The sequence below is a fragment of the Noviherbaspirillum sp. Root189 genome (assembly GCF_001428545.1).
Classification (GTDB): domain Bacteria; phylum Pseudomonadota; class Gammaproteobacteria; order Burkholderiales; family Burkholderiaceae_D; genus Noviherbaspirillum.
In genome coordinates this window covers 63139-89723 of sequence record NZ_LMHZ01000015.1, presented here as the reverse complement: position 1 = coordinate 89723, position 26585 = coordinate 63139, and the positions used below count along the sequence as shown (strand labels likewise).

28 protein-coding genes are annotated in these 26585 nt (G+C 55.3%); 15 read left to right on the top strand and 13 right to left on the bottom strand.

Annotation, left to right across the window (positions count from 1 at the left end; genetic code table 11):
* Entirely contained in the window at positions 1 to 525 is a 525-nt protein-coding gene (locus tag ASE07_RS11635) for a gamma carbonic anhydrase family protein (protein WP_057290990.1), read from the bottom strand.
* Between the two features lie 55 nt (positions 526 to 580).
* Between ASE07_RS11635 and ASE07_RS11630 the strand changes: the two genes are divergently transcribed.
* From ASE07_RS11630 to ASE07_RS11620, 3 genes are all read left to right on the top strand, one after another.
* Entirely contained in the window at positions 581 to 1408 is an 828-nt protein-coding gene (locus ASE07_RS11630) for a ferritin-like domain-containing protein (protein WP_057291003.1), read from the top strand.
* A 215-nt stretch (positions 1409 to 1623) separates the two neighbouring features.
* Complete coding sequence (locus ASE07_RS11625) at positions 1624 to 1878, top strand: hypothetical protein (RefSeq protein WP_057290989.1); 255 nt, start codon at positions 1624 to 1626, stop codon at positions 1876 to 1878.
* A 181-nt stretch (positions 1879 to 2059) separates the two neighbouring features.
* Complete coding sequence (locus ASE07_RS11620) at positions 2060 to 3085, top strand: patatin-like phospholipase family protein (RefSeq protein ID WP_057290988.1); 1026 nt, start codon at positions 2060 to 2062, stop codon at positions 3083 to 3085.
* Between the two features lie 37 nt (positions 3086 to 3122).
* Here the strand turns inward: ASE07_RS11620 and ASE07_RS11615 are convergent, their stop codons facing one another.
* Complete coding sequence (locus ASE07_RS11615) at positions 3123 to 4805, bottom strand: acyl-CoA synthetase (RefSeq protein WP_057290987.1); 1683 nt, start codon at positions 4803 to 4805, stop codon at positions 3123 to 3125.
* A 111-nt stretch (positions 4806 to 4916) separates the two neighbouring features.
* On the opposite strand from ASE07_RS11615, the gene ASE07_RS11610 reads away from it, so the two are divergent.
* The 10 genes from ASE07_RS11610 (at position 4917) to ASE07_RS11565 (ending at position 13964) form a co-directional block, all read left to right on the top strand.
* Positions 4917 to 5789: an alpha/beta fold hydrolase gene (locus tag ASE07_RS11610; RefSeq protein ID WP_057290986.1), complete on the top strand. Its 873-nt coding sequence runs from the start codon at positions 4917 to 4919 to the stop codon at positions 5787 to 5789.
* 98 nt (positions 5790 to 5887) lie between these two features.
* Positions 5888 to 6724 carry a 3',5'-nucleoside bisphosphate phosphatase gene (locus ASE07_RS11605; RefSeq protein ID WP_057290985.1) on the top strand — a complete coding sequence of 279 codons (837 nt, stop codon included), beginning with the start codon at positions 5888 to 5890 and terminating at the stop codon, positions 6722 to 6724.
* Between the two features lie 114 nt (positions 6725 to 6838).
* Complete coding sequence (gene htpX, locus ASE07_RS11600; protein ID WP_057290984.1) at positions 6839 to 7720, top strand: protease HtpX; 882 nt, start codon at positions 6839 to 6841, stop codon at positions 7718 to 7720.
* Positions 7721 to 7771: 51 nt separating this feature from the next.
* Positions 7772 to 8395, top strand: coding sequence for an L-threonylcarbamoyladenylate synthase (locus ASE07_RS11595; RefSeq protein WP_057290983.1), 624 nt, complete (start codon positions 7772 to 7774; stop codon positions 8393 to 8395).
* Positions 8396 to 8521: 126 nt separating this feature from the next.
* Positions 8522 to 9181: a site-2 protease family protein gene (locus ASE07_RS11590; protein WP_057290982.1), complete on the top strand. Its 660-nt coding sequence runs from the start codon at positions 8522 to 8524 to the stop codon at positions 9179 to 9181.
* A 5-nt stretch (positions 9182 to 9186) separates the two neighbouring features.
* Positions 9187 to 10395 (top strand): tryptophan--tRNA ligase, encoded by a 1209-nt coding sequence (locus ASE07_RS11585; protein ID WP_057290981.1) that lies wholly within the window; start codon positions 9187 to 9189, stop codon positions 10393 to 10395.
* 16 nt (positions 10396 to 10411) lie between these two features.
* Entirely contained in the window at positions 10412 to 11011 is a 600-nt protein-coding gene (locus ASE07_RS11580; RefSeq protein WP_057290980.1) for a class I SAM-dependent methyltransferase, read from the top strand.
* Positions 11012 to 11095: 84 nt separating this feature from the next.
* Positions 11096 to 11974: a 4-hydroxy-tetrahydrodipicolinate synthase gene (dapA, locus tag ASE07_RS11575; protein WP_057290979.1), complete on the top strand. Its 879-nt coding sequence runs from the start codon at positions 11096 to 11098 to the stop codon at positions 11972 to 11974.
* A 48-nt stretch (positions 11975 to 12022) separates the two neighbouring features.
* Positions 12023 to 13171, top strand: coding sequence for an outer membrane protein assembly factor BamC (gene bamC, locus ASE07_RS11570; protein WP_057290978.1), 1149 nt, complete (start codon positions 12023 to 12025; stop codon positions 13169 to 13171).
* 13 nt (positions 13172 to 13184) lie between these two features.
* Positions 13185 to 13964 carry an MBL fold metallo-hydrolase gene (locus ASE07_RS11565; protein ID WP_057290977.1) on the top strand — a complete coding sequence of 260 codons (780 nt, stop codon included), beginning with the start codon at positions 13185 to 13187 and terminating at the stop codon, positions 13962 to 13964.
* A 49-nt stretch (positions 13965 to 14013) separates the two neighbouring features.
* Here ASE07_RS11565 and arsB read toward each other — a convergent pair whose 3' ends face one another.
* The 5 genes from arsB to ASE07_RS28020 all read right to left on the bottom strand — a co-directional run bounded on the left by arsB (position 14014) and on the right by ASE07_RS28020 (position 17043).
* Positions 14014 to 15084 (bottom strand): ACR3 family arsenite efflux transporter, encoded by a 1071-nt coding sequence (gene arsB, locus ASE07_RS11560; RefSeq protein WP_057290976.1) that lies wholly within the window; start codon positions 15082 to 15084, stop codon positions 14014 to 14016.
* 59 nt (positions 15085 to 15143) lie between these two features.
* Positions 15144 to 15653 carry an arsenate reductase ArsC gene (locus ASE07_RS11555; protein ID WP_057290975.1) on the bottom strand — a complete coding sequence of 170 codons (510 nt, stop codon included), beginning with the start codon at positions 15651 to 15653 and terminating at the stop codon, positions 15144 to 15146.
* A gap of 122 nt (positions 15654 to 15775) precedes the next feature.
* Positions 15776 to 16213: an arsenic resistance N-acetyltransferase ArsN2 gene (gene arsN2, locus ASE07_RS30645; RefSeq protein ID WP_057290974.1), complete on the bottom strand. Its 438-nt coding sequence runs from the start codon at positions 16211 to 16213 to the stop codon at positions 15776 to 15778.
* Between the two features lie 3 nt (positions 16214 to 16216).
* Complete coding sequence (locus ASE07_RS11545; protein ID WP_057290973.1) at positions 16217 to 16708, bottom strand: ArsI/CadI family heavy metal resistance metalloenzyme; 492 nt, start codon at positions 16706 to 16708, stop codon at positions 16217 to 16219.
* Positions 16705 to 17043, bottom strand: a complete 339-nt coding sequence (locus tag ASE07_RS28020; protein ID WP_082584091.1) for an ArsR/SmtB family transcription factor — start codon at positions 17041 to 17043, stop codon at positions 16705 to 16707. Before ASE07_RS28020 ends, ASE07_RS11545 begins: the two co-directional genes overlap by 4 nt.
* A 364-nt stretch (positions 17044 to 17407) precedes the next feature.
* Here ASE07_RS28020 and ASE07_RS11540 point away from each other — a divergent pair, with 364 nt between their 5' ends.
* Positions 17408 to 17884, top strand: a complete 477-nt coding sequence (locus ASE07_RS11540; RefSeq protein ID WP_057290972.1) for a response regulator — start codon at positions 17408 to 17410, stop codon at positions 17882 to 17884.
* Between the two features lie 70 nt (positions 17885 to 17954).
* Here ASE07_RS11540 and ASE07_RS29670 read toward each other — a convergent pair whose 3' ends face one another.
* Both ASE07_RS29670 and ASE07_RS11530 read right to left on the bottom strand, forming a co-directional pair.
* Complete coding sequence (locus ASE07_RS29670) at positions 17955 to 18230, bottom strand: hypothetical protein (protein WP_082584090.1); 276 nt, start codon at positions 18228 to 18230, stop codon at positions 17955 to 17957.
* A 202-nt stretch (positions 18231 to 18432) separates the two neighbouring features.
* Positions 18433 to 19554 carry a cupin domain-containing protein gene (locus ASE07_RS11530; RefSeq protein ID WP_057290970.1) on the bottom strand — a complete coding sequence of 374 codons (1122 nt, stop codon included), beginning with the start codon at positions 19552 to 19554 and terminating at the stop codon, positions 18433 to 18435.
* A gap of 85 nt (positions 19555 to 19639) precedes the next feature.
* On the opposite strand from ASE07_RS11530, the gene ASE07_RS11525 reads away from it, so the two are divergent.
* Complete coding sequence (locus tag ASE07_RS11525; protein WP_057290969.1) at positions 19640 to 20176, top strand: FKBP-type peptidyl-prolyl cis-trans isomerase; 537 nt, start codon at positions 19640 to 19642, stop codon at positions 20174 to 20176.
* Between the two features lie 260 nt (positions 20177 to 20436).
* Here the strand turns inward: ASE07_RS11525 and ASE07_RS11520 are convergent, their stop codons facing one another.
* From ASE07_RS11520 to ASE07_RS11505, 4 genes are all read right to left on the bottom strand, one after another.
* On the bottom strand, positions 20437 to 21231 hold the full coding sequence (locus tag ASE07_RS11520) for a hypothetical protein (RefSeq protein ID WP_156396541.1): 795 nt from the start codon (positions 21229 to 21231) through the stop codon (positions 20437 to 20439).
* A 131-nt stretch (positions 21232 to 21362) separates the two neighbouring features.
* On the bottom strand, positions 21363 to 23978 hold the full coding sequence (mutS, locus tag ASE07_RS11515) for a DNA mismatch repair protein MutS (protein ID WP_235548437.1): 2616 nt from the start codon (positions 23976 to 23978) through the stop codon (positions 21363 to 21365).
* A 237-nt stretch (positions 23979 to 24215) separates the two neighbouring features.
* The gene (locus ASE07_RS11510) at positions 24216 to 25610 is read right to left on the bottom strand and encodes a DEAD/DEAH box helicase (RefSeq protein ID WP_057290966.1); all 1395 of its coding nucleotides are present in this window, start codon (positions 25608 to 25610) and stop codon (positions 24216 to 24218) included.
* A 176-nt stretch (positions 25611 to 25786) separates the two neighbouring features.
* Positions 25787 to 26581 (bottom strand): inositol monophosphatase family protein, encoded by a 795-nt coding sequence (locus tag ASE07_RS11505; protein WP_200960921.1) that lies wholly within the window; start codon positions 26579 to 26581, stop codon positions 25787 to 25789.
* Between the last annotated feature and the right edge of the window lie 4 nt (positions 26582 to 26585).

Here is a 26585-nt window from a genome sequence, read left to right as displayed (position 1 = left end):
TTACCCGATTCGTTTGAGTTCTTGCTTAAACATTTGCCCGCGCTTAACGTAGTTGGCGGTGTTGCGATGCATGCGTGCGATGTCTTCTTCGCTCAGCGTCCGCACGGCCTTTGCCGGTGAGCCGATGATCAGCGAATTGTCCGGAAATTCTTTTCCTTCCGTGACCAGCGCACCGGCGCCGACCAGGCAATTTTTTCCGATTTTCGCGCCGTTCAGAATGACGGACTGAATACCGATCAGGGATCCTTCATCAATCGTGCAACCATGCAGCATAGCTTGGTGACCCACGGTCACGTTTTTTCCAACGGTTAATGGAAAGCCCGGGTCGGTGTGCAGTATGCAGCCTTCCTGCACATTACTGTTCTCACTGATTGTGATCAATTCGTTGTCGCCACGAATGGTGACGTCAAACCAGATGCTTGCGTTGGCTTCGATCTTGGCCTTGCCGATTACGTTCGCCGTATCGGCAACATAAGCAGAGGGATCGATATCCGGCGAGTGTTCGCCCAATTGGTAGATGGCCATGGATTTCCGTAGAATGAAGAGTGTCGTTCCAAACCATCATTTTACCGCCGCTCGCATGAATCCATCTTTGTCCGACCCCATTGTTGCCTGTCAGGATCTTCGCCGGGCCGCGCTTTACTGGCTACAGGTCGAGCAGCCGTCTGCCAAGGCGAACGGCGTCAAAACGCTTTCCCTGCACTGGGGCGCTGGTGAAATCGGACTCGATGAGAAAATCGACCTTGTTCCTGACCGTGCGATTCCAGGACGGCCACTTCGTCCCGAACTTGTCCCTCCGCTTGCGGTGAAGCACCGTTCCATGCGGACATCGGAGGGAAGGGCGGCATTGGTGCATGCACTCGCTCATATCGAGTTCAATGCCATCAACCTTGCACTCGACGCGCTCTGGCGATTTCCCCGAATGCCCAGGGACTATTATGTGGACTGGCTGAAAGTGGCGGCTGAAGAGGCGATGCATTTTTCTTTGCTTTCCGCGCATTTACGGCAACTCGGTTTCTCGTATGGCGATTTTCCCGCGCACAATAGTCTGTGGGACATGGCCGAGAAAACCAGCGACGACATCCTTGCCCGCATTGCGCTTGTACCCCGAACATTGGAAGCACGAGGTCTTGATGCCTCCCCGCCAGTCAGGGCCAAGCTTGCCCAGGCCGGCGATCTGGCCGCTGCCGAGATCCTCGATATTATTCTTCGTGATGAAATCGGGCACGTGGCCATCGGCAATCACTGGTATGGCTGGCTCTGCAAACAGCGTTCGCTGGATCCGATTATCACGTACGCCGAACTTGCCTTGCGTTATAAAGCACCGCCTGTGCGTGGCCCGTTTAACATGGAAGCGCGCAAGGCCGCCGGGTTCAGTGATGCTGAAATTGCCGCGTTGCTGTCCTGATATATAACATTCAGAACAGTTTTAATTACATCTTACTGTGCTTGCGCAAAAGCAAACACTTCATGAAACTTAAGCCCCGCGAGCGGGTCACTGCTGATGAAGCGGCACTGATCAGGCATGTCGGCAATGCGCATTTGCAATTGGCAATTCACGAACCAGACCGACAGTCGTTGCGTTGCTATCGTCACATTTGTTCAAGCATATAGGGGCAAGTCATGTTGAAACACACCAAACCCGCACTTTCGTTATTGGCCATCGCCTTCTTCGTTACCAGTCTGAGCGCCTGTCAGAAACAGGACGTCGCCTCCGGTGAAAAGGGCCCTGCTGAGAAAGCTGGCGCGCAACTCGACCAGGCGGCAACACGGGCCGGCGAAGAACTTAACAAAGTCGGTGAAAAGCTAGGTCAGACGATGCAGTCTGCAGGCGAAAAGCTGGAAGACAAGTCGCAGGAAGCCCAGAAAAAAGAATAAGCTTTTTGTTTCGCCATCTCTATCGATTCCGCGTTCGCAGCTCAACGATGCCTGCGAGTCATTGCGTTTCCAAGGCAGGGAACGCGTCTGAGCCATGTGTGCTTTGCCCGCCAACGACGGCCGGGCTGAGTAACCTGATTTACGGCTAACTTAGCTCCATCCATCAACCATAGGTTAAATCATGTACAAGAAGACCATTACCCTTGCGCTGCAAGGTGGCGGGTCTCATGGCGCATTCACCTGGGGCGTCCTTGACCGGCTGCTCGAAGACGAGCGCATTGAGATCGAGGGCATCAGCGGCGCAAGCGCTGGTGCAATGAATGCCGTTGTAATGGCTTATGGGTTGGCAGTCGGCGGCAGGGACGGCGGCCGCCAGGCCTTGAGGACATTTTGGGAAAGCGTCAGCCACCGTGCTCCGTTTAGTGTAGTTTCGGACATGTTGAAAGGTCGGCGTGGACTTGCCACAAAATCTGCCTTGCCGGCAGGAGTCAAACCGCTGCTATCTCTGACCAGATATTTTTCGCCGTATCAGCTCAATCCCTTTGACATCAATCCGCTGCGCGACATACTCGCCCGACAGGTTGACTTCGATCTGCTCCGTACGAGAAGCTGGCCGCGTCTTTTTATCGCGACTACGCAGGTCAGCACCGGGACGCTGAAGCTGTTTCGTAACAAGCAGCTCACGATCGATGTCCTGCTTGCCTCTGCTTGCCTGCCGTTGTTGCATCGGGCTGTGGAAATTAACGGCGAGGCGTATTGGGATGGTGGTCTGACATCGAATCCGCCATTGTTCCCTCTGGTGCATAAGTGTGCGGCGCGAGACATGATGGTGGTGCTGCTGCATCCCGAACCGCGCCTGAAGGTGCCGAAAACTGCCGACGAAATCTGGCACCGCTTGGCCGAGATGGGATTCAGCTCGACCTTCTTTACAGAAGTGCAGGCGTTGATGCTTGCACAGCGCGAAGCAAAGCGCGGCTGGATTGCCTTCGGCAAGCTGGAACGCCGCCTGCGCAACCTCAATTTGCATGTTGTGGAGTCACAAGCGCTGATGAGCCAGCTGAACCGTCACAGCAAACTGAATGCGCAGCCGGCGTTCATCCATGGCTTGTTCGATGAGGGACGCGCGCGGGCAAGCGATTGGCTCGACCAGAACTTCCGCAAGCTCGGCGTACGTTCATCGTTTCGTCCCGCGACGCTGTTTGGTTAGCTGCCAAGCTGCGGTTAAACTGGTTAGTCAAACCGATTCATGCCCCTTTTGCTGCACGCTCCTGTTCCATGACCCGCAAGACCCGGCGCTGCACCTTGCCGGTCGTCGTCATTGGCAAGGCATCGATAAACTCAATCTCCTTCGGGTATTCGTATGGAGCGAGCTTGCCGCGCACATGCGCTTGCAACTCCGCGATCAACTTGTCATCCTGCTCCTTGCCGCGTGCCACCTCGGGGGTCAGCACAATGAAAGCCTTAACGATATTTCCTCGTTCCACGTCTGGCTTGGGCACGACAGCGACATTGGCTACAGCAGGATGCTTGACCAGGCAGTTTTCGATTTCGGATGGACCGATGCGGTAGCCTGCTGCCTTGAACATATCGTCCGCGCGCCCCTGATACCAGAGATAGCCATCTTCATCGACCAGAGCAAGGTCTCCGGTACGACACCAGTCGCCGGTATATTTGTTGCGCGTCGCATCGGGATTTTTCCAGTAGCCGATAAAGAAGATCGGATCTGGCGTGCCATGGATATCAGTCCTGTTGAGCGCCACTTCGCCGATTTCTCCGGTCTTGACGATGTTGCCGGCATCATCGATCACGGCAACACGGTGACCCGGATAGGGGCGGCCCATGCTGCCAGGCTTTGCGGGCCATTGATGGATGCTGTTGCCGACGATGTAATTCATTTCCGTCTGGCCGAACATTTCATTGGGCGGCACTCCCAGTGCGGTTTCGCACCAGTTAAACACTGCGTCGCCAACGGCTTCGCCAGCGCTCATGATCGCACGCAGTTTTAGCTTGTAGCGATCACGCGGTGCCGGTACGGCCTTCATCATCATTTTGAGCGCGGTGGGGAAAAGGAAGGTATTTGTCACGCCATACTTTTCCATCAGGTAAAACGCGGTTTCCGCAGAAAACCGTCCGCGATAACCGAGAATCGGCCTGCCGAAGTACAACGTCGGCAGCAACGCGTCCATCAATCCGCCTGTCCACGCCCAGTCGGCGGGTGACCAGAACACATCGCCGTCCTGGGGAAACCAGTTTTGAGAGGCAACGAAACCCGTCAGGTTACCAATGATGGCCGAATGGGGAATCAATGCACCTTTCGGCGCGCCGGTCGTTCCGCTGGTGTAAATCAACACGGCGGGGTCGGTCGGCAAGGTATTGACAGGTTTAAAGGTGTCGGACGATGCCGCAATCTGCGTGCTCCAGTCCAGTACGGTCTCATCCTTGCAATCGATACCGATCACATGTTTGAGGGACGGACAGGTAGCACGCGAGTCCTGCAGATTTTGCAGTCCCGCCTGATCGACGATGGCAACTGTGGTGTCGCTGTTTTGCAGGCGGTATTCGAGGGCATCAGGTCCGAACAGAATGGATAGGGGCATGGCAACCGCCCCGAGACGATAACAGGCAATGTGGACCACCGCGGTTTCAGGACGCTGCGGCAGGACAATGGCTACCCGGTCGCCCTTGCCGATGCCGAGGCGCCGCAGCGCGCCGGCAAGGCGATTGGCCTGCGCATCCATGGCAGCATAGGTGAGAGTAGCAGTGTTGCCGTCGTCATCCTCATAATGGATCGCAATACGGGAAGAATCGTCCGCCCAGCGCGAACAGCACACCTCGGCGATATTGAACTGATCAGGAATATGCCAGCGGAATTCATTGTAAAGCGTTGCATAGCGATCTTGCTGCGAAAGACGTGGTGCAAAAGACATATCCTCTCCGGTATAATTATCGAACGATCGTTCTATTATTTTGTAAATCTGGCATGGTGCCTATTATGCCAATTTATCCTGATTTTTCCTTTTCCGAGCTTGCGCCAGCTAATGAAACCCTCTCGATCTGAATTCCTTCCCGTCCGCGGCCTGCAATATCACATTCGCCACTGGGGTAACGAAGGCAGCCCAAAGCTCTTCATGACACATGGCTGGATGGACGTCTCCGCGTCGTTCCAGTTCGTGGTCGACTGCCTGAAAAAAGACTGGCACGTTATCGCGCCGGACTGGCGTGGATTTGGCCTTACCGAGGCGCCTGGTGCAGACTGCTACTGGTTTCCCGACTACATGGCCGATCTCGATGCGATCCTTGATCATTATTCGCCGAATGAGCCGGTCAATCTACTGGGGCACAGCATGGGTGGCAATGTCGTCACACTATACGCCGGCGTGCGTCCGCAGCGGATCCGCAAGCTGATCAATCTGGAAGGATTCGGTTTGCCGGGGGCCAAGGCAGAACAGGCGCCTGGGCGCTACGCCAAATGGCTGGATGAACTGCGTGAGCCGCCCACCATGCGGACGTATGCCGCACAGACCGATGTCGCTACGCGTTTGCAAAAAACCAATCCGCGCCTGACCGATGAAAGAGCCGCCTTCCTGTCCAGCCACTGGTCAGCGAAGAATGCACGCGGCGAATGGGAAATTCTCGGCGACCCCGCCCACAAATTGGTCAGTCCTATTCTCTACCGGGTAGATGAGACAATGGCCTGCTGGAAGGCGATTACCGCCCCTGTGCTCTGGGTCGAGGCGGAAGATACCGAGGCATGGCGCTGGATGGGACCCAAAGACACTGCGCGCCTCGAAATTGACCGGCGCATCAACTTCATCCCCGATGTCAGGACGGCAATGATTAGCAAGGCCGGCCACATGCTGCATCATGATCAGCCGGAAATCCTGGCTGGCATGATCGAGGATTTTGTGTAGCAATTCTTGTCCTGCAGCAGAGTGGACAGCGGTGTCTGATGGTATCTGTCGCCGACTTCGGCGTACAATAAAGTCTTATCCATTTTCCAAAAGTATCCATGCTGAACGTTGACCTGCATTGCCATTCCAACGTATCCGATGGCGCGCTGCCGCCTGCGGAGGTTGCGGCGCGCGCAGAGGCCAACGGCGTGGACGTCTGGGCGCTGACCGATCATGACGAGATCGACGGCATACCCGAGGCGCGCGAAGCCGCACTTGGGCTCGGCATGCGCTACGTGACGGGCGTGGAAATTTCCGTTACCTGGGCCTCGCAGACCATCCATATCGTCGGTTTGCAATTCGATGACAAAAACGAAGACCTCAGGCGAGGCCTGATCAGCACTCGATGCGGTCGCGAACGCAGAGCGCAGGAGATGGCAGCACAGCTTGCCGAAGCCGGCATTCCGAACGCGTTCGAAGGTGCCCTCAAACATGTCGGCAATCCCGACCTGATCTCGCGCACGCACTTTGCCCGCTACATTATCGAACTGGGCGTCTGCAAGGATGTGCAGGAGGTATTTAGCAGATACCTGATCGAAGGCAAGCCCGGCTACGTACCGCATCGCTGGGCAACTCTTAAGGACGCAGTGACCTGGATCCGCGGCGCCGGCGGTATCGCAGTTGTTGCCCATCCCGGCCGTTACGATCTGTATGACGTTGCACTCGATGCTTTGCTCAACGAATTCAAGCGTTACGGAGGTGCTGGTGTAGAAGTCGTGACGGGCAGCCATACACCTGCCGAATACGATCAGTTCGCCACAGTCGCTAGAAAATACGGTTTGCTGGCGTCGCGCGGGTCGGATTTCCATGCGCCAGAAGAATCAAATGTCGATCTGGGGGCCTTGCCCAACTTGCCTCCTTCAGTCACCCCGGTCTGGCACGACTGGCGCCTGTAGAACCTTTAGCTTCGTATCACCGCACCGCCAGAGCGTGCGGTGTGGCATCATGACGCCTCTTGATTTTTACGTAAGCGGGCCAATCTACACTGCGCTTATCCCCTGGAGGCTTGAATGAAAAGAATATTCCTCTTTATTGCAACCAATCTCGCCGTCATGCTGGTCATGTCGGTGGTGCTGTCACTGCTCGGCGTCAATCGTTACCTCAGTGCGAACGGGCTGAACATGGGCAGCCTGATGATTTATTCGTTGGTCGTGGGCTTTACCGGTGCGATTTTTTCGCTGCTCATCAGCAAGCAAATGGCAAAGTGGTCGACCGGTGCCCGCGTGATTGACACACCCTCATCGTCAACGGAATTGTGGCTGGTCGATACCGTCAAGCGCCTTGCCGACCGGGCCGGCATTGCCATGCCGGAAGTTGCGGTGTATGACGGCGAGCCTAACGCCTTTGCGACCGGCGCCTTCAAGAATTCGGCACTGGTGGCAGTGTCGACCGGACTGCTGGAAAGTATGACCAAGGACGAAGTGGAAGCCGTACTCGGACATGAGATTGCTCACGTCGCAAACGGCGACATGGTGACGCTGACGCTCATTCAAGGCGTAGTTAACACCTTCGTGGTTTTCCTGGCGCGAGTCGTCGGCTATGCGATCGACAAGGCAGTCTTCCGTAACAATGACGACCGTGGCCCGGGAATCGGCTATATGGTCACCGTTTTTGTGTGCGAAATTGTATTTGGCGTACTGGCATCGATCATTGTTGCCTGGTTCTCCCGGTATCGTGAATTTCGTGCAGACGCAGGTTCGGCAAAGTTGCTGGGCTCACCGCAACCAATGGTCAAGGCGCTGGCACGGCTGGGTGGTTTGCAGTCGGCGGAAAGCCTGCCGCAGAACTTCCGCTCCTTTGGCATTAACGGCGGCGGGTCAGGCTTTACGGCCCTGTTTTCCAGCCATCCGCCTATTGAAGCTCGTATCGCCGCGCTGCGGGGTACGCATTAACCGTTATCCTTTTGCATACGGCGGCGGTCACACTGGCCGCCGTTATTTTTTATGAGCCAATTTTTTCAGATCCATCCGGAAAACCCGCAACTGCGGCTAATCAAGCAGGCTGCACAGATCGTTCATGAAGGCGGGATTGTCGCGTTGCCCACAGACTCCTGCTATGCGCTGGTCTGCCATCTCGACGACAAGACAGCGGTCGACCGCCTGCGCCGCATCCGTGGCGTCGACGAAAAGCATCACTTGACTTTGCTGTGCCGCGACTTGAGCGAGATTTCGCAGTACGCCAAGGTCGACAATCGCCAGTACCGTTTGCTCAAGTCGGCAACCCCGGGCCCCTATACCGTTATTCTGGAGGCAACGAAGGAAGTGCCGCGCCGGCTCAGTCATCCGTCGCGCAAAACAATAGGTTTGCGTGTGCCGGAAAACCCAATCGCCCGTGCGCTGCTCGAAGAGCTTGGACAGCCGCTCCTGGGAACGACCCTCATCCTGCCCGGCGAAGGCGATCCGCTGACCGATCCGGATGAAGTGCGGGACCAACTCGGACGCCAGGTCGAGCTCGTGATAGACGGCGGCGCCTGCAGTCTGGAGCCGACCACAGTGATTGACCTGACCGGAGATGAGCCCGAACTAGTCCGGCAGGGAAGGGGAGATGCGGCAGTCTTCGGCTTGTAACCATACGGTGTTACCTTGTCTGACGGATTTCGATGCACCGGTAAAAGTGTTTTTCGCTGACCATGCTTGATTCCCGGCAATTGTGCCCGCCGGGGCAATTCCGCCCCCTCTGATAAAATCCCCGCCATGGATGAACTAATTCAAACAATTGCAGTTTATGCACTGCCGGTGCTGTTCGCGATTACGCTGCACGAAGCTTCCCATGCTTATGCAGCCCGCTTCCTTGGCGATTCGACCGCATATCTGCAGGGCCGCATGAGCCTCAATCCGATTAAGCATATCGATCCTTTTGGTACCATCCTCATTCCGATCCTGCTTTATGTCAGCACATCCGGTGCTTTCTTGTTCGGTTATGCCAAACCAGTCCCGGTTAATTTCGCCAACCTGCGCAAACCCAAGCGAGACATGGCCTGGGTCGCCCTGGCAGGGCCCGCGTCGAATTTCGTCATGGCCTTGCTATGGATGATCTTTGCGATCGGCCTGAGCATCGGTGATGTCCAGGAACCCTTTTTTATGCGCATGGCGCAGGCAGGCGTGTTGTCCAACCTGGTCATGTTCGCCTTTAATCTTTTTCCGATTCCGCCGCTGGACGGGGGCAGGGTGCTAACCAGCCTACTGCCCAACCGTCTCGCCTACAAGTTTTCACGGATCGAGCCCTACGGTTTTTTCATCGTGATGGGCCTGGTGCTGCTGAAGGTGCTCTACGTCTGGATGGTGCCCGTCATGACGGCTGCCCATTCAGCGATTAAGCTGATTGTTTCCCCTCTCACTATTTTTCTGAGCTGAACATTATGTATCCCGATCGCGTTGTTTCAGGCATGCGTCCCACCGGTGCGATGCACCTTGGCCATTATCACGGCGCCCTCAAGAACTGGGTCAAGATGCAATCCGAATTGCCTTGTCTGTTCTTCGTGGCCGACTGGCATGCGTTGACGACTCACTATGATGATCCGAGCATTATCGAGACCAGCACCTGGGACATGCTGGTCGACTGGCTGGCCGCGGGGGTAGATCCGGCGCAGGCCACACTCTTTATCCAGTCCAGGGTACCCGAACATGCGGAATTGCATCTTCTGCTGTCCATGGCGACCCCGCTCGGCTGGCTCGAACGCGTGCCAACCTACAAGGACCAGCAGGAAAAGTTGTCCGATCGTGACCTTGCAACCTATGGTTTTCTTGGCTACCCATTGCTGCAGGCGGCAGACGTACTGATCTACCGCGCCAGCCTGGTGCCGGTCGGCGAAGACCAGATACCGCATATCGAAATGATGCGTGAGATCGCACGCCGCTTCAATCACCTGTACGGCAAGGAAAAGGGTTTCGAGGAAAAGGCGCAGGAAGCCATCAAGAAGCTGGGCAGCAAGCGCGCCCGCATGTACACGGAATTGCGTACCGAATACCAGGAGCAGGGCAAGGCCGACGCGCTGGAACAAGCCAAAGCCATGCTCGACGAAGCGCAGAACCTGTCGATGATTGACCGAGAGCGCCTGTTCGGTTATCTGGAAGGCAGCCGCAAATTAATCCTGGTTGAGCCGCAAGCACGCCTGACTGAAGATTCACGCCTCCCTGGCCTCGACGGTCACAAAATGTCCAAGAGCTACGGCAATTCAATCACCTTGCGCGAAGACAAGGAAAGCGTCACCAAGAAAATCCGTACGATGCCGACCGACCCCGCACGCGTACGCCGTACCGATCCGGGTGAGCCGGAGAAATGCCCGGTATGGCAGTTGCACAAGGTGTACTCGGGTGAGGAAACCAAGGACTGGGTATTGAAGGGGTGCCGCTCCGCTGGTATTGGCTGCCTGGAGTGCAAACAGCCTATCGTGGAGGCTGTGCTGGCGGAGCAGGAACCGATGCGCGAGCGTGCCCAGAAATATCTCGACGATCCCTCGCTGGTCCGTGCCATTGTGGCCGATGGCTGCGATAAGGCCCGCAAGCTCGCGCAGGAAACCATGCGTGATGTGCGTGAAGCGATGGGGCTTGGTTATACCTCTGTCTGACGATTCATTCAGGCAAATGATCAGTAAGGAATCAACCGTACATGCACATTCCGGGAACGATTCACCATCGTCCTGGGTAGTGCGTTTTGCCGCCTTGATACCACAGGGCGAGGTGCTCGACCTTGCGTGCGGAAGCGGTCGGCACGCACGATTTCTCGCCGCGCGTGGTTATGATGTGCTGGCTGTTGACCGCGATTCGGATGCCTTGCAGCGCGCAGCCGGGCCACGGATAAAAACGATGCTTGCCGATCTCGAAGGTGGCGGCCCCGCATCTGCACCTTGGCCATTTAAAAATCAGTTGTTTAGCGGCATCGTGGTAACAAACTACTTGCACCGTCCGCTGTTTCCGCATTTCCTTGACAGCCTCGCCCCAGGCGGCGTGCTGCTCTATGAGACCTTCGCGATTGGAAATGAGCAATTTGGCAAGCCTTCCAATCCTGCGTTTCTGTTGCAACCCGGCGAACTGCTCGACCTGACTGTCAGGGAAGACAAGATGCTTCGGGTCATCGCCTATGAAGACGGCTTTGTCGACACGCCCAAACCCGCCATGATCCAGCGCATTTGCCTGATCAAAGTTCCGCCTGTCCCGTCAGCCGAGGGGCTGCGCTTGTTTTGACGCTCCAATGCAAGCCTGATTGCCCCACGGGAGCAGGCTATCCGCTACAATCAAGCCTTTCTATTCTTACCCAACTACATCATCATGATTCAGGGCAGCATAGTCGCAATCGTCACTCCCATGCACGCAGACGGCAGTCTTGACCTGCCGGGCCTGCGGAAACTGATTGATTGGCACATCGCCGAAGGGACCGACGGCATCGTTATCGTCGGTACGACCGGCGAGTCGCCGACTGTTTCGGTGGAGGAGCACTGCGAACTGATCAAGATCGCCGTCGAGCATACGGCAAAGCGCATTCCCATCATTGCCGGCACTGGCGGCAATTCGACCACTGAAGCAATCGAGCTGACCCGTTATGCCAAGGAAGTCGGCGCCGACGCATCGCTGCAGGTCGTGCCTTACTATAATCGTCCGACACAGGAAGGCATGTACCTCCACTTCCGCAAGATTGCCGAGTCGGTCGACCTGCCTGTGATTCTGTATAACGTTCCCGGCCGTACCGTCGCCGATATGGCAAACGACACGATCCTGCGCCTGGCCCAGGTACCTGGCATCATCGGCGTGAAGGACGCGACCGGCAATATCGGCCGCGGGACTGACCTTATTCGCCTTGCTCCAAAATCGTTCGCGGTGTATTCGGGCGACGACCCGACCGCAATGGCGCTGATGTTCTGCGGCGGCAAGGGCAATATTTCGGTTACCGCCAACGTCGCGCCGCGCGCCATGCATGAATTGTGCATCGCTGCGATGAATGGTCGCATCGCCGAAGCGGTCGCCATCAACAACCGCATGCTGCCACTGCATAACAAGTTGTTTGTGGAGCCCAATCCGGTTCCGGTGAAATGGGCTCTGGCCGACATGGGCATGATGCCGGAGGGGATTCGTTTGCCGCTCGCTCCGCTCGGTGCAGGTCATCATGAAACGGTACGTGCCGCGTTGCGCGAATCGGGTGTATTACAATAAGCGCCGCGCAGACCGCAGATAATTAAAACTATTTCATTCAGCATCGACATGACTATTCGCAAGCACTCTTACCTGGCTCAACGTGGATTGATTTACGCAATGGCACTGGCCGGCCTTGCTGGCTGCAGCACCATCGGGGACATCCTCGAGCCCAACCGTGTAGAGTACAAAAGCGCCGGGAAGGCGCCTTCACTGGAAGTTCCGCCCGACCTGACCCAGTTGCAGCGCGAAAACCGTTATGCGATCCCTGAAGCGAACCGCGGTACGGCAACCGCATCGGGCTACACCTTGCAGCAGACCACCAGTCCTGCGGCGGCCACCACTGTTGCGCCAACTGTAACGCAGGACATGCGCGTCGTGCGTGAAGGTAGCCAGCGCTGGCTGGTCGTCAAGGCATCGCCGGAAGTACTCTGGCCTCAAATCAAGGACTTCTGGCAAGACTCAGGCTTCCTGCTGGTACAGGAAGTACCTCAGGCAGGCGTGATGGAAACCGACTGGGCGGAAAACCGCGCCAAGATCCCGCAAGACTTTATCCGCAGCACGATCGGCAAGGCGCTGGATTCGCTGTATTCCACCGGCGAACGTGACAAGTTCCGTACGCGTCTGGAACGCGCAGCGGACGGTTCGACCGAGATCTTTATCAGCCATCGCGGCATGCAGGAGGTCCTCGTCGGCCAGCAGAAGGAAAGCACCACCTGGACACCGCGGCCGTCGGATCCCGAACTCGAAGCTGAATTTCTCACTCGCCTGATGACACGCCTTGGCGCGGACTCCACGCGTGCGAAAGCGACCGTCGCCAACGCGGCAGCGCAACCGACACGTTCGAAGCTGGTCAAAGGCCAGAACGGCGGTTACGTCGAAGTGGACGAAGGTTTTGACCGTGCATGGCGCCGCGTCGGCCTGGCGCTTGATCGCGTCGGCTTCACCGTAGAAGACCGTGACCGCACGCAAGGCATGTACTTCGTGCGCTATGTGGATCCTGACACCGACTCGAAAAAAGGCGACCAGGGATTTTTCTCTAAACTCTTCACGTTTGGCTCCAGTGAAGACAAGGCACGTACTGCGCCCCGTTACCGTGTTTCGGTAAAAGGTGCCGGCACGACTAGTCAAATAGCGGTCCTCAACAACGAAGGACGTCCGGAGACATCGCAGACTGCGAACCGGATCCTGTCCCTCTTGAACGAGCAACTTAAGTAAAGCAAGAAACGTATTGAAATTTGCCAGTCTCGGAAGTGGTAGTGAAGGTAACGCACTGCTGATTTCAACCGCTTCCAGCATCGGCCGCACGACGGTCATGCTGGATTGCGGATTCAATATCAAGGAAACCGAACGTCGCCTTCAGCGACTCGGATTAGTCCCTGCTGACCTTGCCGGCATAGTCGTCACCCATGAGCATCAGGACCATGTCGGCGGCGTTTTCAGGTTTGCTCGGCGCCACGCCATTCCGGTATGGCTTTCCTATGGCACCTACCAGGCGGTTCGCAAGGATTGCGATGGTGTCGCCTACCATTTCTGCCGTGATGGCCAGTCAGTCACCATCGGCGAACTCAACCTCATTCCCTATACGGTTCCGCACGACGCGCGCGAACCGGTCCAGTACGTCATTCAGGATAGTCGCTTCAGACTGGGAGTACTGACAGATGCCGGTCAGGCGACACCGTATCTTACGAAGACCCTGAGCGGCTGCGATGCCTTGGTTCTGGAGTGTAACCATGACCGCCAGATGCTGGCCAATTCGACCTATCCTCCATCACTGCGCAACCGGATTGGCGGCGCATACGGCCATCTGTCGAATGATGCAACCGCGGAGATACTGGGAGCGGTCGACCGTTCTCGCTTGAAGATCGTGGTTGGTGCGCACCTCAGCCAGCAAAACAACACGCCGGAACTCGCCAGGGCTGCATTGTGCAGCATAGTCGACGGTGAGGCGGCTCAGGTGATGATTGCTTGCCAGGACGAAGGATTCGGCTGGATTTCCTTAGAAGAGTAAAGCCCGTGTTCTAATAAGGCATCGACTATGGTGACGATGTCTCTGTCAATTAAGCCTTCGCCTCATACCATTGTTGCGACCGATTCACGACGTCGACGACGAGCAGCATTACCGGCACCTCGATCAAAACACCGACTACCGTTGCCAAAGCGGCGCCCGACTGGAACCCGAATAGACTAATTGCCGTGGCAACCGCTAGTTCAAAGAAGTTTGAGGCCCCAATCAAACTGGACGGGCCAGCGACGCAATGGGCAACACCGAGTTTTTTATTCAGCAGATAGGCCAATCCAGAGTTGAAGAGCACTTGAATAAGAATAGGTACGGCGAGGATGGCGATTACGACTGGCTGCTGAGTAATGGCATTGCCCTGAAAAGCGAATAACAGTATCAGCGTCAGCAATAGGGCGGAAATGGAAAACGGCCCAAGTTTTGACACTGCCCGGTCCAGATGCCCGGGCCCTTTGCGGAGCACTGCACTGCGGATGACCTGAGCAAGCATGACTGGAATGATGATGTACAGTGCCACGGACGTAACAAGGGTATTCCAAGGCACGCTAATGGATGACAAGCCCAGCAGCAGGGCAACCAACGGTGCGAATGCCACAATCATAATAGAGTCATTCAACGCGACCTGAGACAGTGTAAAGTACGGGTCACCTTTGCACAGCTGACTCCAGACAAAAACCATCGCGGTACATGGGGCAGCGGCAAGCAAAATCAGTCCCGCTACATAGCTGTCCAATTGATCTGCCGGAAGCCAGGGGGCAAATACATGGCGTATAAAAAACCAGCCGAGTAGGGCCATTGAGAATGGTTTAACGAACCAGTTGACGACCAGCGTTACACCGATGCCGCGCCATTGGCTTTTGACTTGAGCAAGTGCCGCGAAGTCGATCTTGATAAGCATTGGAATAATCATCACCCAGATCAGGACGCCGACCGGAAGATTTACGCGCGCGAACTCCAGCGCTGCAATTCCCTGAAAAAGATTTGGATAAACTTTGCCTAACAGGATGCCGATAACAATACAGAGCGCTACCCAGATAGTCAGGTAGCGTTCAAAAAAACCAATTGCCGGAGCAGAACCGCCGGCGACTGCCGTGGTGTGAAGAGTAGTCATTGCGTATGTGGAAAATAAATGCTTCCTGTCTCACTGGGACAGGAGCCGAATAGCGAGGCTCAGGCAGGAGTGACTGGCGTATCACCGATTTTCTCGATTGCCTCTTGAATCGCTTGTTTTTCAAGAAGTTGCAGTGGGAGGTTAACAAAAATATTTATTCGCCCCATAATTTGCTTGAAGACCTTCTCAAAGGCCGCGCGCTTTTCCGCATCAGTGCCTTCGACCGCAGCCGGGTCTTCAAATCCCCAGTGCGATGTCGCAGGATGACCCGGCCAGTAAGGACAAGCCTCACCAGCGGCGTTGTCACATACCGTAATAATAAAATCCATGGAAGGGGCCGCTTCGAGCGCGAATTCATCCCAGCTCTTGCTGCGTAATTTGTCCACCGGATAACCGGTCTTTTGAACTTGCTCGATGGCAAAGGGATTCACTTTGCCGGCGGGCTTGCTTCCTGCGCTAAAACCCTGGAAGAGGCCCTTTCCCATGGTGGTTACCAAGGCCTCGGCCATGATGCTGCGTGCGGAATTGCCAGTGCAAAGGAACAGCACGTTATAAGTCTTGTCAGTCATGATTGTTCAGATTACTAGAGCGGATTTCATAAGTGCCGTGTGGCGGGCCACACAAGCGACAAGCAACGCCGTCCTGCGCGTCAAGGCGGACCGAGGCGACAGTACACACGATGAAATCCGCTCTAGGTTAAGGTTCGACGCATGCACATGGCCTGTGACGGGCATAAGGCAGAAAATTCAGCGGTAGACTGTAACGTTAGCGGGGCTTCGGACCGTGCTATAACTTCATAACCTCGGCGAGCGAAAAAATCGGCTGCGGTGGTGGTTAACAGGTAAAGTACCTTGACGTTAGCCTTGCGTGCATTGTTTTCCATGGCGTTAGCAAGCTGAGTTCCAAGTCCGGTCGAGCGGCTTTCTGGGCGAACAACCAGGGAGCGCAACAAGCCATTGTCTTGGAAACGTTCGAGACCTATTGCACCAAGCATGGCCTGGCCGGTCGTCGCAACGAGGAATTCGATCGGTCGTGTTATGTCTATGTCCTGGTATGGCAAGCCACTGTCCTTGAGCAATGCCAGAACAGCGGCCAGATCGTCGGTTGTAGCCAGTCGTAGCACGGTCATGACCTAGCAGCAGGCACCAGAATTCGCTTTTTGTGTCTTTGGTACACAGCAGGGCGACTCGGCGTTAGTTGTTGCAAGAGGGATGCAGCATGCTTCGGAGCCGGCAGGCGTTTTGCCCGGTGCGCCAAAGACAGGGATGGTATCAAGTGTATGGTAAGTTTCCCAAGCAATCCCTGACGGGTCGTTAATCCAGTATTTATCTGACTTTGCATAGCAGCAGGCTACGCCTTCCTCTTTCTCCACGCCGGGCTGCAAGGCATTGAGGCGGCATTGCATTTCGCTCAGTTCGTTCGCCGATTCCACCTGTATCCCCAAGTGGTTCAAGCCGGTCTGCGCTCCCCGTGCCGAAATCGCAAAATTGACATGAGGGTCGTCGAGCATCCACTTTGCATAGTCTGCTTTTACAACGGTGGGTTCGCTGGCAAACATGCCGGAGTAGAACTTGATGCTGTCAGCGAGGTTGTCGACAGACACATGTACGTGTAGGCGTTTCATGAACAGACTCCTTCTTTTGAACAGTCAGGTACACGAACGGCGGAACAAGCATTTCCGCCGCAACAGTTTTCAGTCAAAAAACCAATTAAAGTGTTCATTGTTGGAAAATTGGCTGAATAAATTATTGAGCGTCCCATCTTGGTCTGCGTTACCAGTTCGGCGTGGGTCAATTCTTTCAGGTGGAAGGAAAGGGACGACGGCGGCATCTCCAACTGCTCCGCAATTTTGGACGCCGCCAAGCCCTCAGGGCCAGCTTGTACCAGTAAACGAAAGACCGCCAGGCGGGAATCCTGCGCTAGTGCGGCAAGTGCGGCTAATACGGCTTTATTTTCCACTATTCAAAAATGTTGAAATTAATACGATGATTCCATAATAATGGAATCATCGTATTAATACAAGAAAATCGAGTGTGCAGCATGACCTATTTGTCGAGGTAGCCGGAAATCTGGGGTAATCTATGTGGCAATTCCCGGACCAAGACCGGGCATCGAAATAAAGAATTGGAGAAGTGGAATACCTGAAACGTCAAAACGATATGAACTTATGCAGGTCTTAGAACAGATGTCCTTTGAGGACACCTGCTTCATCGTACTGGAAGAGCACCAACGTGAAAATGAGCACCGTTGAAAACGCAGCCCAAGGCAAACAGGTACATCTCCGGTCCAGGAAACCAATAGGACCAATGGAGGTCGCGGATACATGACAACTCTACCAACATACACCCACGCTCCGGTAGTCTTGCCGCAGAATAGAAAGCCAAACCAAGCAGGCCTAATTCTGAACGGCAAGCAAAGAGACTTTTCACGGAGCGGGACGAATAGCTACAAGGTCTTGCTTGTCGACGATAACGTAGACCTATTGGATTTGGCTGCAGTGCTGTTTCGGCAATTGGGCTTTGAAGTTCATACCGCCACTAGCGGTGATGAGGCGCTTGAGATCCTGAGGGACACACCTGACTTCGATTTGTTATTCACGGATGTCGTGATGCCGGGGATCAATGGTATCCAGCTCGGGCATGAAACCCGTAAGCTTTACCCCTCTATGAAAATCATTCTGGTTTCAGGTTATCCGCAAGAGGCAATATCAGCCGGACATGGCTCAATTTATGACTTTGCGTTTCTCAGCAAGCCATACAGACTGGAAGAAATTGTTAAATTGCTGAAAGAGGGAAGTTAAAATTCTGCGATAAAACGTTGACCAATAAAAAAGCCGGCCCGAAGGCCGGCTTTTCTTCAGTAATCCGGGATTACTTGGATGCAGGAGCGTCAGTAGCAGCCGGTGCGGAAGCTGCGGGAGCAGCAGCGTCGGCAGCCGGTGCAGCAGCTGTCGGAGCAGCTGCGTCAGCAGCAGGAGCAGCCGGTGCAGCAGCGTCAGCAGCCGGTGCAGCAGCAGCCGGTGCTGGTTCGGAAGCAGCCGGTGCAGCAGCAGCCGGTGCTGGTGTCGGTGCAGCAGCTTCTTCTTTCTTACCGCAAGCAGCCAGAGCAACAGCCAGCAGGGAGGCGATCAACAGAGTCTTTTTCATGGATTTCCCTTAAAAAATTTTTATAAAAAATTATGCGATGAATAATTACCGGTAATTATCGCTCGGTAGGCGTTTTCATATTCATGTTGCGATGCACACATTGAAAACTTCCTAACTCGCAATTATAGCGTTTTTCCTGCAACAACACGTATGCCGGTTACCTTTCAGTAAGGTTTTTGTAAGCTTGCAACGATTGATTCAATTAAGAAACAATTATCCACCCGTCTTCGTACCAGAGGGTCAGCGCTTCCATCACATCGGATGACGCCATTGCTACTTCCGGTCCCGACAAGCCACGATTGTCCGCCATCGTCACGAGGAGTTTTTTGTCATCTGCGCCGACAGAAAATGATTCGCCGTTCACGAAAACATGTCGGCCCCGATACAACATGCGTGTTTTACGGGAAAGCCTGACGCCTCGTTTTTGCGCGGCTTGTGCAAACTTCGCCGGACTAAGAGGCTTTGCCGGTGCGTCGAAGAAGACATTCGCCTTGGGTTCGGTTAAATACTGGCCCAGGAAAATAGTGACATCATCGTTAGTAAAACGAATTTTTTCGAGTTCGGTCGCTACGACTGAAATCATGTCGCGGCTAATTTCAGCCGGATGCTTCGCCGTGGTGAGGGCAGGGTCTGCGTAGCGCCCGGGCAGGTCGATCGAATCCGCCATGAACTGTAAAAATGCTTCGCCCAGTTCCTGGAAAGGCGGTGCACGAAAGCCGATCGAATACGTCATGCATTCACCTTCCGCGATGCCATCGTGGGCATAATGCGGCGGCAGGTAAAGCATATCGCCGGGTTCGAGAATGTATTCCTCTTCCTGCTGGAAATTTCTCAGTATCTTCAAAGGCATGCCTTCGACCAGATCCAGATTGTCTTGCGCACTGATTTTCCATCGGCGTCGTCCGTGGGCCTGCAACAAAAACACATCATATGAATCGAAGTGGGGACCGACACCGCCCTGATCGGTCGCATAGCTGATCATCAGGTCATCCAGACGTGCATCAGGAATAAAGCGGAATCGCTGGAGAAGCGCGTCGGCAGCATCACTGTGCAAGTTGACTCCCTGCACCAGTAGTGTCCATTCTTTTTTTCGGACAGAGGGGAGGCGCGGCAATGGTCCGTTTTGCATCTGCCACGTACCGTCGAAGTGGGTAATGAGGCGAGATTCGACATCGTCCTGCGCTGCCATTTCGCACAAGGCTTCCCGGCTGAGCAACGGTTTGAATCCGGGTATGGCCTGACGTATCAGCAGAGGCCGCTTGTGCCAGTAATCACGAAGGAATTTTTGCGGCGTAAGTTCGCCGAGTACACTGAAATTATCCATGCCGGCATTATATAGATAGAGATAAGTATGGCTATTGCCCTCTGCCGGTATAATTTGCGTGAATGTTCATATGAAAGGAAACGCCATGAAGATTGCCAAGAACACGGTAGTGACTGTCCACTACAAACTATCAGATGCTCAGGGCAATCTGATCGAGGAAAGCCAAGAGCCGATGGTGTATCTCCACGGTGGCTATGAGAACACGCTACCCAAGATCGAGGAGGCGCTGGACGGCAAGGACGCGGGCTATGAAACCACGATTCAGGTTGAGCCGGAAGATGCATTTGGCGAATACGACTCCGACCTGATCAAGATTGAACCACGCAATCGTCTGCCTGAGCCGATCGAGGTTGGTATGCAATTCGAAGGGACACCTGACAGCACTGAATCGGGCGATGAATCGCTGATCTTTACCGTGACCGATATTGCCGACGATAAAGTGGTTCTTGATGGAAATCATCCCTTGGCCGGCATGGCATTACGCTTTAATTTGAATGTGGCGGAAGTGCGCGCTGCAACGGAAGAGGAAATCTCGCACGGCCACGTCCATGGGGCACATGGTCATCATGATGATCTCGAAGGGGACGAAGGAGATCAGTTCCGTAGCCATCCGATTCATTGATTTGTAAGCGTGGTGCTCGTTGCGTCGCCGGCTTCACTTGGCGAGGGAATGGACACCACGCACGGCGGGTGCGATCCCGCCTGAGTACCTTCGAATCACCGTGGCCGACCTCGGTTTTAACGGTGATCCAGGTTCTTAGTCGGATAGATGGGTGCATCTTGCGCTTATTCTTTTATCCGATCAGCATTGGTCATGCATCACAATTGCCGCTGCTGCGTGGCAGAGCATATCTTGCGGAAGCCTTGAAGTGTTTTTCTTTTTTAACGACTGCCACCTGATGTTTGCGTGGCCGGCGTGCTAAGGCTGAACAGTCCCGGTCCGGACTGGTGAACTGTGAGCTTGGTCCAACCCGTTCCAGTATCGAGGTCGCCAAGATTGCCCCGCCAGTGTATGGTGCTGGCAGGCGTATCACTGCCAGATTGGCTGTGTATGATCAGCACCTTGCCTGTAAATTTGGCGGCCAGAGCTTTGATTTGTTTGCGAGTCTCTGCATAGCCGTCTCGCTGCACTGTGCCGGCACGTGGGACAGCCAACGGATTGCCATCACAGAACAGAACGATGGCGTCCATCTTGCGTCGTGTCGCATACGTGAAAACACGATTCAACCACTCCCGGTTGGCTACAAGACGGTCTTCGAATTCACTGTTGCGCCCGGCATCGATAACATAGTGATTGTTATTGCGCGGTAGATTGATCGTGGCAAACATGGTACCCGCGATTTCCCAACGCACGTTTTCCGCAAAATCGCGAAATTTGGCGATAGTGGATTGCCGCAAAACCGGGATTTTGCTATCCCCTATGGAGAATTCATCGCCATACATGAGTTCTCGCATCAGACTCAACTTGCTGACTGCTGCGGACTTTCCGTTCGGCTGTTTGCACTCGGCCCAGTCACTTGCGGCCAGCGAGACGATAAGGCCATTCTTTGCTTCATGAAGCATGGCTTTGCGACGATGGTAGAGCTTATCCGTGCATGGTTCAAAACCACCTTTGATACCGTTGACTACAACGAATGCCAGGTTCTCCGCATCGCTGGCTTCCACGCCTTCGCGCAAGCTTGCTTCATCGGCCGCATTACGGATGACGTGCGATAGCACGCCGAAGCTGAAACCTTCGTCCTGCGCACTAACGCCGACACTGAGTGACAACAATCCACACAATGCCAGACCTTGCAAGATGCTTTTATTCATTCTTTTGCGGCCAGACGTTTCAGCCGATAGAGCACATCAAGTGCTTCACGTGGCGACAAGGCATCGGGATCTGTCTCGTCAATCGCCTCCAGTAGAGCTGTGACCGTATCGGATTGTTCCGGTTCGTCGTTCAACTCTTCTTCCTCCGGCGGTACGCTGTTGTGCGCAAACAGATCAAATTGTGGGGTGGCTTGTACCGAATGGGCCTCGAGCGTGGCAAGATGTTTGCGCGCTGCCTTGATCACTGGTTGCGGAACGCCAGCAAGCTGGGCGACCTGCAAGCCATAGCTTTGCGAGGCTGGGCCAGGTTGAACCGCGTGCAGAAAAACGATGCTGTCCTTGTGCTCAACTGCCGACAAATGCACATTCACGGCGGATGGATGGGATTCCGGAAGCTGGGTCAGCTCAAAATAATGGGTGGCGAACAAAGTAAAGCTGCGCGTCGCGTCAATCAAATGGCGTGCGATCGCCCATGCCAGTGCAAGTCCGTCAAAGGTCGACGTCCCCCTTCCGACTTCATCCATGAGTACCAGCGAATGCTCGGTGGCATTATTCAGGATAGCGGCGGATTCAGTCATTTCCACCATGAACGTCGAGCGGCCACCCGCAAGATCATCCGCCGCCCCGATGCGTGTAAAAATGCGATCGATTGGGCCGATGACCGCTTGTGTCGCCGGTACGAAGCTGCCGACATAGGCGAGCAGGGTGATCAGGGCGACCTGCCGCATGAAAGTCGATTTTCCGCCCATGTTGGGTCCGGTAATCAGCATCAGCTTGCGTTCGTTACTCAGTTCACAGTCATTGGCGATGAAGCGTTCAATCTGGTTTTCAACGACCGGATGCCGTCCTTGCTCGATGAATATCCGCGGCTCGGACACGAGTTGCGGCGCGCACCAGTTATTGCGCATCGCATGATCCGCCAATGCCACCAGCGTGTCGAGCTCGGCCAGTGCATGGGCGATCGCCTGCAATGTGCCGATATGCGGCGCCAGCTCATTTAACAGTTTGTCGTATAAAAATTTTTCCCGTGCCAGTGCACGTTCTTGTGCCGATAATGCCTTGTCTTCGAAAGTTTTCAGCTCAGGAGTGATGTAACGCTCGGCATTCTTCAGCGTTTGACGACGACGATAATCGTCGGGCACTTTATCGGTTTGCCCGTGTGTTACTTCAATGTAGAAGCCATGGACCTTGTTGTATTCGACACGCAGGTTGGCGATGCCGGTCCGGGCACGTTCACGTGTTTCGAGCTCTACCAGGAACTGGCCGGCATTTTCTGACAACGCGCGCAGTTCATCGAGTTCGGTGTCATAACCACGCGCGATCACACCGCCGTCGCGCACCAATGCGGCAGGCTCAAGTGCAATGCCGCGCTCTATCAGATCAAGGCATTCGGACGGCGTCGCCAGCGCATCGTGAATCGCTTTCAGTAGCGGCGCATCCGCGTCTTTATTGCACATCGCTACATAGGCACGGAGCGATGGCAGCTGCTGCAGGCCGTTGCGCATGCCGGCCAAGTCACGCGGGCGCGCCGACAGCAGCGCGATACGTGTCGTAATGCGTTCAATGTCCGGGACAGCAGCCAGCGTGGTGGACAAGCCTGAAGATGCATCGGCGCGCATAAGTGCGTTGAGTGCGGCATGGCGCGAACGGGCAACGTTCTGATCGCGTTTCGCGTGATGCAGCCAGTGACGCAGCAAGCGTGAGCCCATCGCGGTACGGCAGTGGTCGAGCAGCGAGAAAAGAGTAGGAGATGACGTATCGTCAGAGCCGCGCAGGGTTTCTGTCAGTTCAAGGTTGCGTCGAGTCGACGCGTCAAGTCCGATGAATTCATTTTCGGCTTCAACGGCGAGGGTTCGCACATGTTGCAGGCCCTTACCCTGTGTAGACTGCGCATAACGCAGCAAGGCGCCTGCCGCGCCAATGGCTGCGGTCAATCCTTCTGCTGCAAAACCTGACAATGTCGATACCGAGAGCTGATCGAGCAGCGCCTTCCGGCCGCTTTCCGGATCGAAGTGCCATTGCGGCACAGACGTAAACTTGCCGGTGCCGGACTGGATATGCATCAAGCCGACGTCATCCGTAAGCAGGATTTCTGCCGGGGCAATCCGCTCGAGTTCCTGCTTCAGGCGGGCATCGAATCCACGGGCATCACCGGCAAATTCCATGAGTTTCAATGCGCCGCTTGCCATCGACAACCATGCCAGCCCGACTGTGACTGTCTTGCGCTGGGTAATCGTACAGACCGCCAGCAGCGGTCGGTCCGATTTTTCGGGAAGCAGGTCGGAATCGGTCAGCGTGCCTGGTGTAATGACGCGGATGACTTTGCGCTCGACCGGCCCCTTGCTGGTTGCGGGGTCGCCGATTTGCTCGCAGATGGCCACCGACTCGCCGAATTTGATCAGCTTCGCCAGATACTGGTCCGCGGAATGGAAAGGCACGCCCGCCATCTTGATCGGATTACCATTTGACGTTCCGCGCTGGGTCAGGGTGATGCCCAGCATGCGCGCTGCCTTCTCCGCATCGTCGAAGAACAGCTCGTAGAAATCACCCATCCGATAAAACAGCAGAGTACCCGGATGATCCGCCTTGATGCGTAAATACTGCTGCATCATCGGAGTGTGTTTTTCCAGTGCTTCGTCAGGGCGGGAAGGTTGAGCTCCATCCTTCCCGGATACAGATGCTAATGCCATTCCGGACTTTCTTATTCAAAGGCAGATATTGATCGCCATTTTAATGCGGCGCAGGACGGGAATGAAGGGAGATGCGACAAATGTTCGCATAGTTTGCGATATGCCGTCGTAGAGGATGAGTGGCGGCATGCATGGGGAATGCATGCCGCGTTGTTATGCTTAGCGGCCGCGGCCGCCGCTACGGTGCGGCGTTGATGTCGTTCCGGTCAGCGAGCGGCCGACTGCCGGTTTGGCGGTTGTCGGTTTCGCTGGTTTGTTTTGCGCAGGACGTGACTGGGACAGGCTGTTGGTAGCCTGTTTGGCCGTTCCCGGGTTCGGCTTTCCTTTGGGCGCTGCCTGCCTTTGCTGACGCGGTGCATTGCGCGAAGGCTGATTGCCGCTGCGAAGCTGAATCGGTTGCGGACGTGCATTGAGATCAGGTTCAAAGCCGGGAATGACTTCCTGCGCGATAGCACGCTTGATCAACTTCTCTATTCCTTTCAGCATGTCGTGTTCATCAACGCAGACGAGCGATACGGCTTCTCCTGTCGAACCGGCCCGACCGGTGCGGCCGATGCGGTGCACATAGTCCTCCGGCACGTTGGGCAAGTCATAGTTGACGACATGCGGCAACTGATCGATATCAATACCGCGTGCAGCGATATCGGTCGCCACAAGTACCTGCAGGCTGCCGTCCTTGAATTCGGCAAGTGCCTTGGTGCGTGCGGATTGGCTCTTGTTGCCGTGGATCGCCATCGCACTGATGTCGTCCTTCACAAGCTGTTCCACCAGCTTGTTGGCCCCGTGCTTGGTACGGGTGAAAACCAGTACTTGGTTCCAGTTGTTGGTCTTGATCAGGTGACTGAGCAGAGGGTGCTTGCGGTTGCGGTCAACCGGATGGATTTTCTGTGAAATGATCTCGGAAGTGGAATTGCGACGCGCCACCTCAATCATTGCGGGCGAGTTCAGCAATCCGTCTGCCAGCGCTTTGATCTCATCAGAGAAGGTTGCCGAGAACAGCAAGTTTTGCCGTTGTTTGGGCAGGGCGGCGAGTACCCGACGAATGTCACGGATGAAGCCCATGTCGAGCATGCGGTCGGCTTCGTCCAGCACCAGGATTTCGATGTGCGACAGGTTGACTGTGCCTTGCTGCATATGGTCGAGCAGACGGCCTGGCGTTGCGACCAGGATGTCGACGCCCTGGTTGAGTACCCGGATCTGCGGATTGATGTTGACGCCGCCGAAGATCACGGAGGATGTCAGCTTCAGGTACTTGCCATAGACCCGAACGCTTTCTTCAACCTGGGCCGCCAGTTCGCGGGTGGGCGTCAGGATGAGTGCGCGGATCGGGCGGCGCTGCGTGCCCTGTGGCCGCGGCTGCAATGCAAGGCGCTGCAAAATAGGCAGCGTAAAGCCGGCGGTCTTGCCAGTGCCGGTTTGCGCGCCCGCGAGCAGGTCGCCTCCACCAAGAACAGCAGGAATAGCTTGTTTTTGAATCGGGGTAGGGCTGGTGTAGCCCTGTTCACTAACGGCACGAACAATTTCATCGGCCAGGCCAAGTTCAGTAAAAGACATGAAGACTCATTTAAAGTATGTGCCTGTCGCCGGTTCATGGGCGCCAATCTATCGCAGGCAAATAAGGTGGAGATGCGGGAGGTCGGAGGGACAGCGGCGCGTAGACTGGAACAGCGCAGCGTGCAGGCATGCACAGGTATTGCGCACGCCCGCCTCGATAACATCAGGAGGAAAACTTATTTAGCAAACGGCGACAGCAGGTTGACCATTTGCGCAAAAATTTTGGGAGAGCCTGCAAGTACGTTGCCTTTATACAGGTAATCGGACTCTCCCGCAAAATTGCCGACGATGCCACCTGCTTCGGTGATCAGCAGCGATCCGGCTGCCATATCCCAAGTTTGCAGGCCTTTCTCGAAGAAACCATCCAGACGGCCTGCAGCCACATAGGCCAGATCGAGGGCGGCCGCCCCGGGACGGCGCAAACCAGCGCATTTTTCAGTCATGATTCGGAACATCTGCATGTATTCGTCCAGGGCCGCCTTGTCCCGGAACGGGAAGCCCGTACCAATTAGCGCTTCGGCCATCCTGTCGCGTCGGCCTACACGAATACGTTTTTCATTGAGGTAAGCGCCGGCACCCTTGGTTGCGGTAAATAGATCGTTGCGGGTCGGGTCGTACACTACGGCTTGCGTGATCTGCCCGCGTTGCTGGAGCGCGATGGATACGCAGTACTGGGGAAAGCCGTGAATGAAATTTGTGGTACCGTCGATTGGATCGATAATCCAGACGTTGTCGTTTTCGTCGTGCAGGTTGCTGGATGCGCCGGATTCTTCAGCGAGAATCGCGTGGTCGGGGTATGCGGTTTTCAGAACTTCAATGATGGCTTGCTCGGCGGCCTGGTCAATTTCCGTCACGAAATCATTATGACCTTTTTCGGTGACCTTGACGCGTTCAATGTCAAAAGAGGCACGGTTGATGATCGAAGCGGCGCGGCGTGCAGCCTTCACCGCCGTATTGAGCATGGGATGCATAAGG

Coding starts and splice junctions, on each gene's coding strand:
- ASE07_RS11635 (WP_057290990.1), bottom strand. CDS start 525: ATGGCCATCTACCAATTGGGCGAACACTCGCCGGATATCGATCCCTCT.
- ASE07_RS11630 (WP_057291003.1), top strand. CDS start 581: ATGAATCCATCTTTGTCCGACCCCATTGTTGCCTGTCAGGATCTTCGC.
- ASE07_RS11625 (WP_057290989.1), top strand. CDS start 1,624: ATGTTGAAACACACCAAACCCGCACTTTCGTTATTGGCCATCGCCTTC.
- ASE07_RS11620 (WP_057290988.1), top strand. CDS start 2,060: ATGTACAAGAAGACCATTACCCTTGCGCTGCAAGGTGGCGGGTCTCAT.
- ASE07_RS11615 (WP_057290987.1), bottom strand. CDS start 4,805: ATGTCTTTTGCACCACGTCTTTCGCAGCAAGATCGCTATGCAACGCTT.
- ASE07_RS11610 (WP_057290986.1), top strand. CDS start 4,917: ATGAAACCCTCTCGATCTGAATTCCTTCCCGTCCGCGGCCTGCAATAT.
- ASE07_RS11605 (WP_057290985.1), top strand. CDS start 5,888: ATGCTGAACGTTGACCTGCATTGCCATTCCAACGTATCCGATGGCGCG.
- htpX (WP_057290984.1), top strand. CDS start 6,839: ATGAAAAGAATATTCCTCTTTATTGCAACCAATCTCGCCGTCATGCTG.
- ASE07_RS11595 (WP_057290983.1), top strand. CDS start 7,772: ATGAGCCAATTTTTTCAGATCCATCCGGAAAACCCGCAACTGCGGCTA.
- ASE07_RS11590 (WP_057290982.1), top strand. CDS start 8,522: ATGGATGAACTAATTCAAACAATTGCAGTTTATGCACTGCCGGTGCTG.
- ASE07_RS11585 (WP_057290981.1), top strand. CDS start 9,187: ATGTATCCCGATCGCGTTGTTTCAGGCATGCGTCCCACCGGTGCGATG.
- ASE07_RS11580 (WP_057290980.1), top strand. CDS start 10,412: ATGATCAGTAAGGAATCAACCGTACATGCACATTCCGGGAACGATTCA.
- dapA (WP_057290979.1), top strand. CDS start 11,096: ATGATTCAGGGCAGCATAGTCGCAATCGTCACTCCCATGCACGCAGAC.
- bamC (WP_057290978.1), top strand. CDS start 12,023: ATGACTATTCGCAAGCACTCTTACCTGGCTCAACGTGGATTGATTTAC.
- arsB (WP_057290976.1), bottom strand. CDS start 15,084: ATGACTACTCTTCACACCACGGCAGTCGCCGGCGGTTCTGCTCCGGCA.
- ASE07_RS11555 (WP_057290975.1), bottom strand. CDS start 15,653: ATGACTGACAAGACTTATAACGTGCTGTTCCTTTGCACTGGCAATTCC.
- arsN2 (WP_057290974.1), bottom strand. CDS start 16,213: ATGACCGTGCTACGACTGGCTACAACCGACGATCTGGCCGCTGTTCTG.
- ASE07_RS11545 (WP_057290973.1), bottom strand. CDS start 16,708: ATGAAACGCCTACACGTACATGTGTCTGTCGACAACCTCGCTGACAGC.
- ASE07_RS11540 (WP_057290972.1), top strand. CDS start 17,408: ATGACAACTCTACCAACATACACCCACGCTCCGGTAGTCTTGCCGCAG.
- ASE07_RS29670 (WP_082584090.1), bottom strand. CDS start 18,230: ATGAAAAAGACTCTGTTGATCGCCTCCCTGCTGGCTGTTGCTCTGGCT.
- ASE07_RS11530 (WP_057290970.1), bottom strand. CDS start 19,554: ATGGATAATTTCAGTGTACTCGGCGAACTTACGCCGCAAAAATTCCTT.
- ASE07_RS11525 (WP_057290969.1), top strand. CDS start 19,640: ATGAAGATTGCCAAGAACACGGTAGTGACTGTCCACTACAAACTATCA.
- mutS (WP_235548437.1), bottom strand. CDS start 23,978: ATGATGCAGCAGTATTTACGCATCAAGGCGGATCATCCGGGTACTCTG.
- ASE07_RS11510 (WP_057290966.1), bottom strand. CDS start 25,610: ATGTCTTTTACTGAACTTGGCCTGGCCGATGAAATTGTTCGTGCCGTT.
- ASE07_RS11505 (WP_200960921.1), bottom strand. CDS start 26,581: ATGCATCCCATGCTCAATACGGCGGTGAAGGCTGCACGCCGCGCCGCT.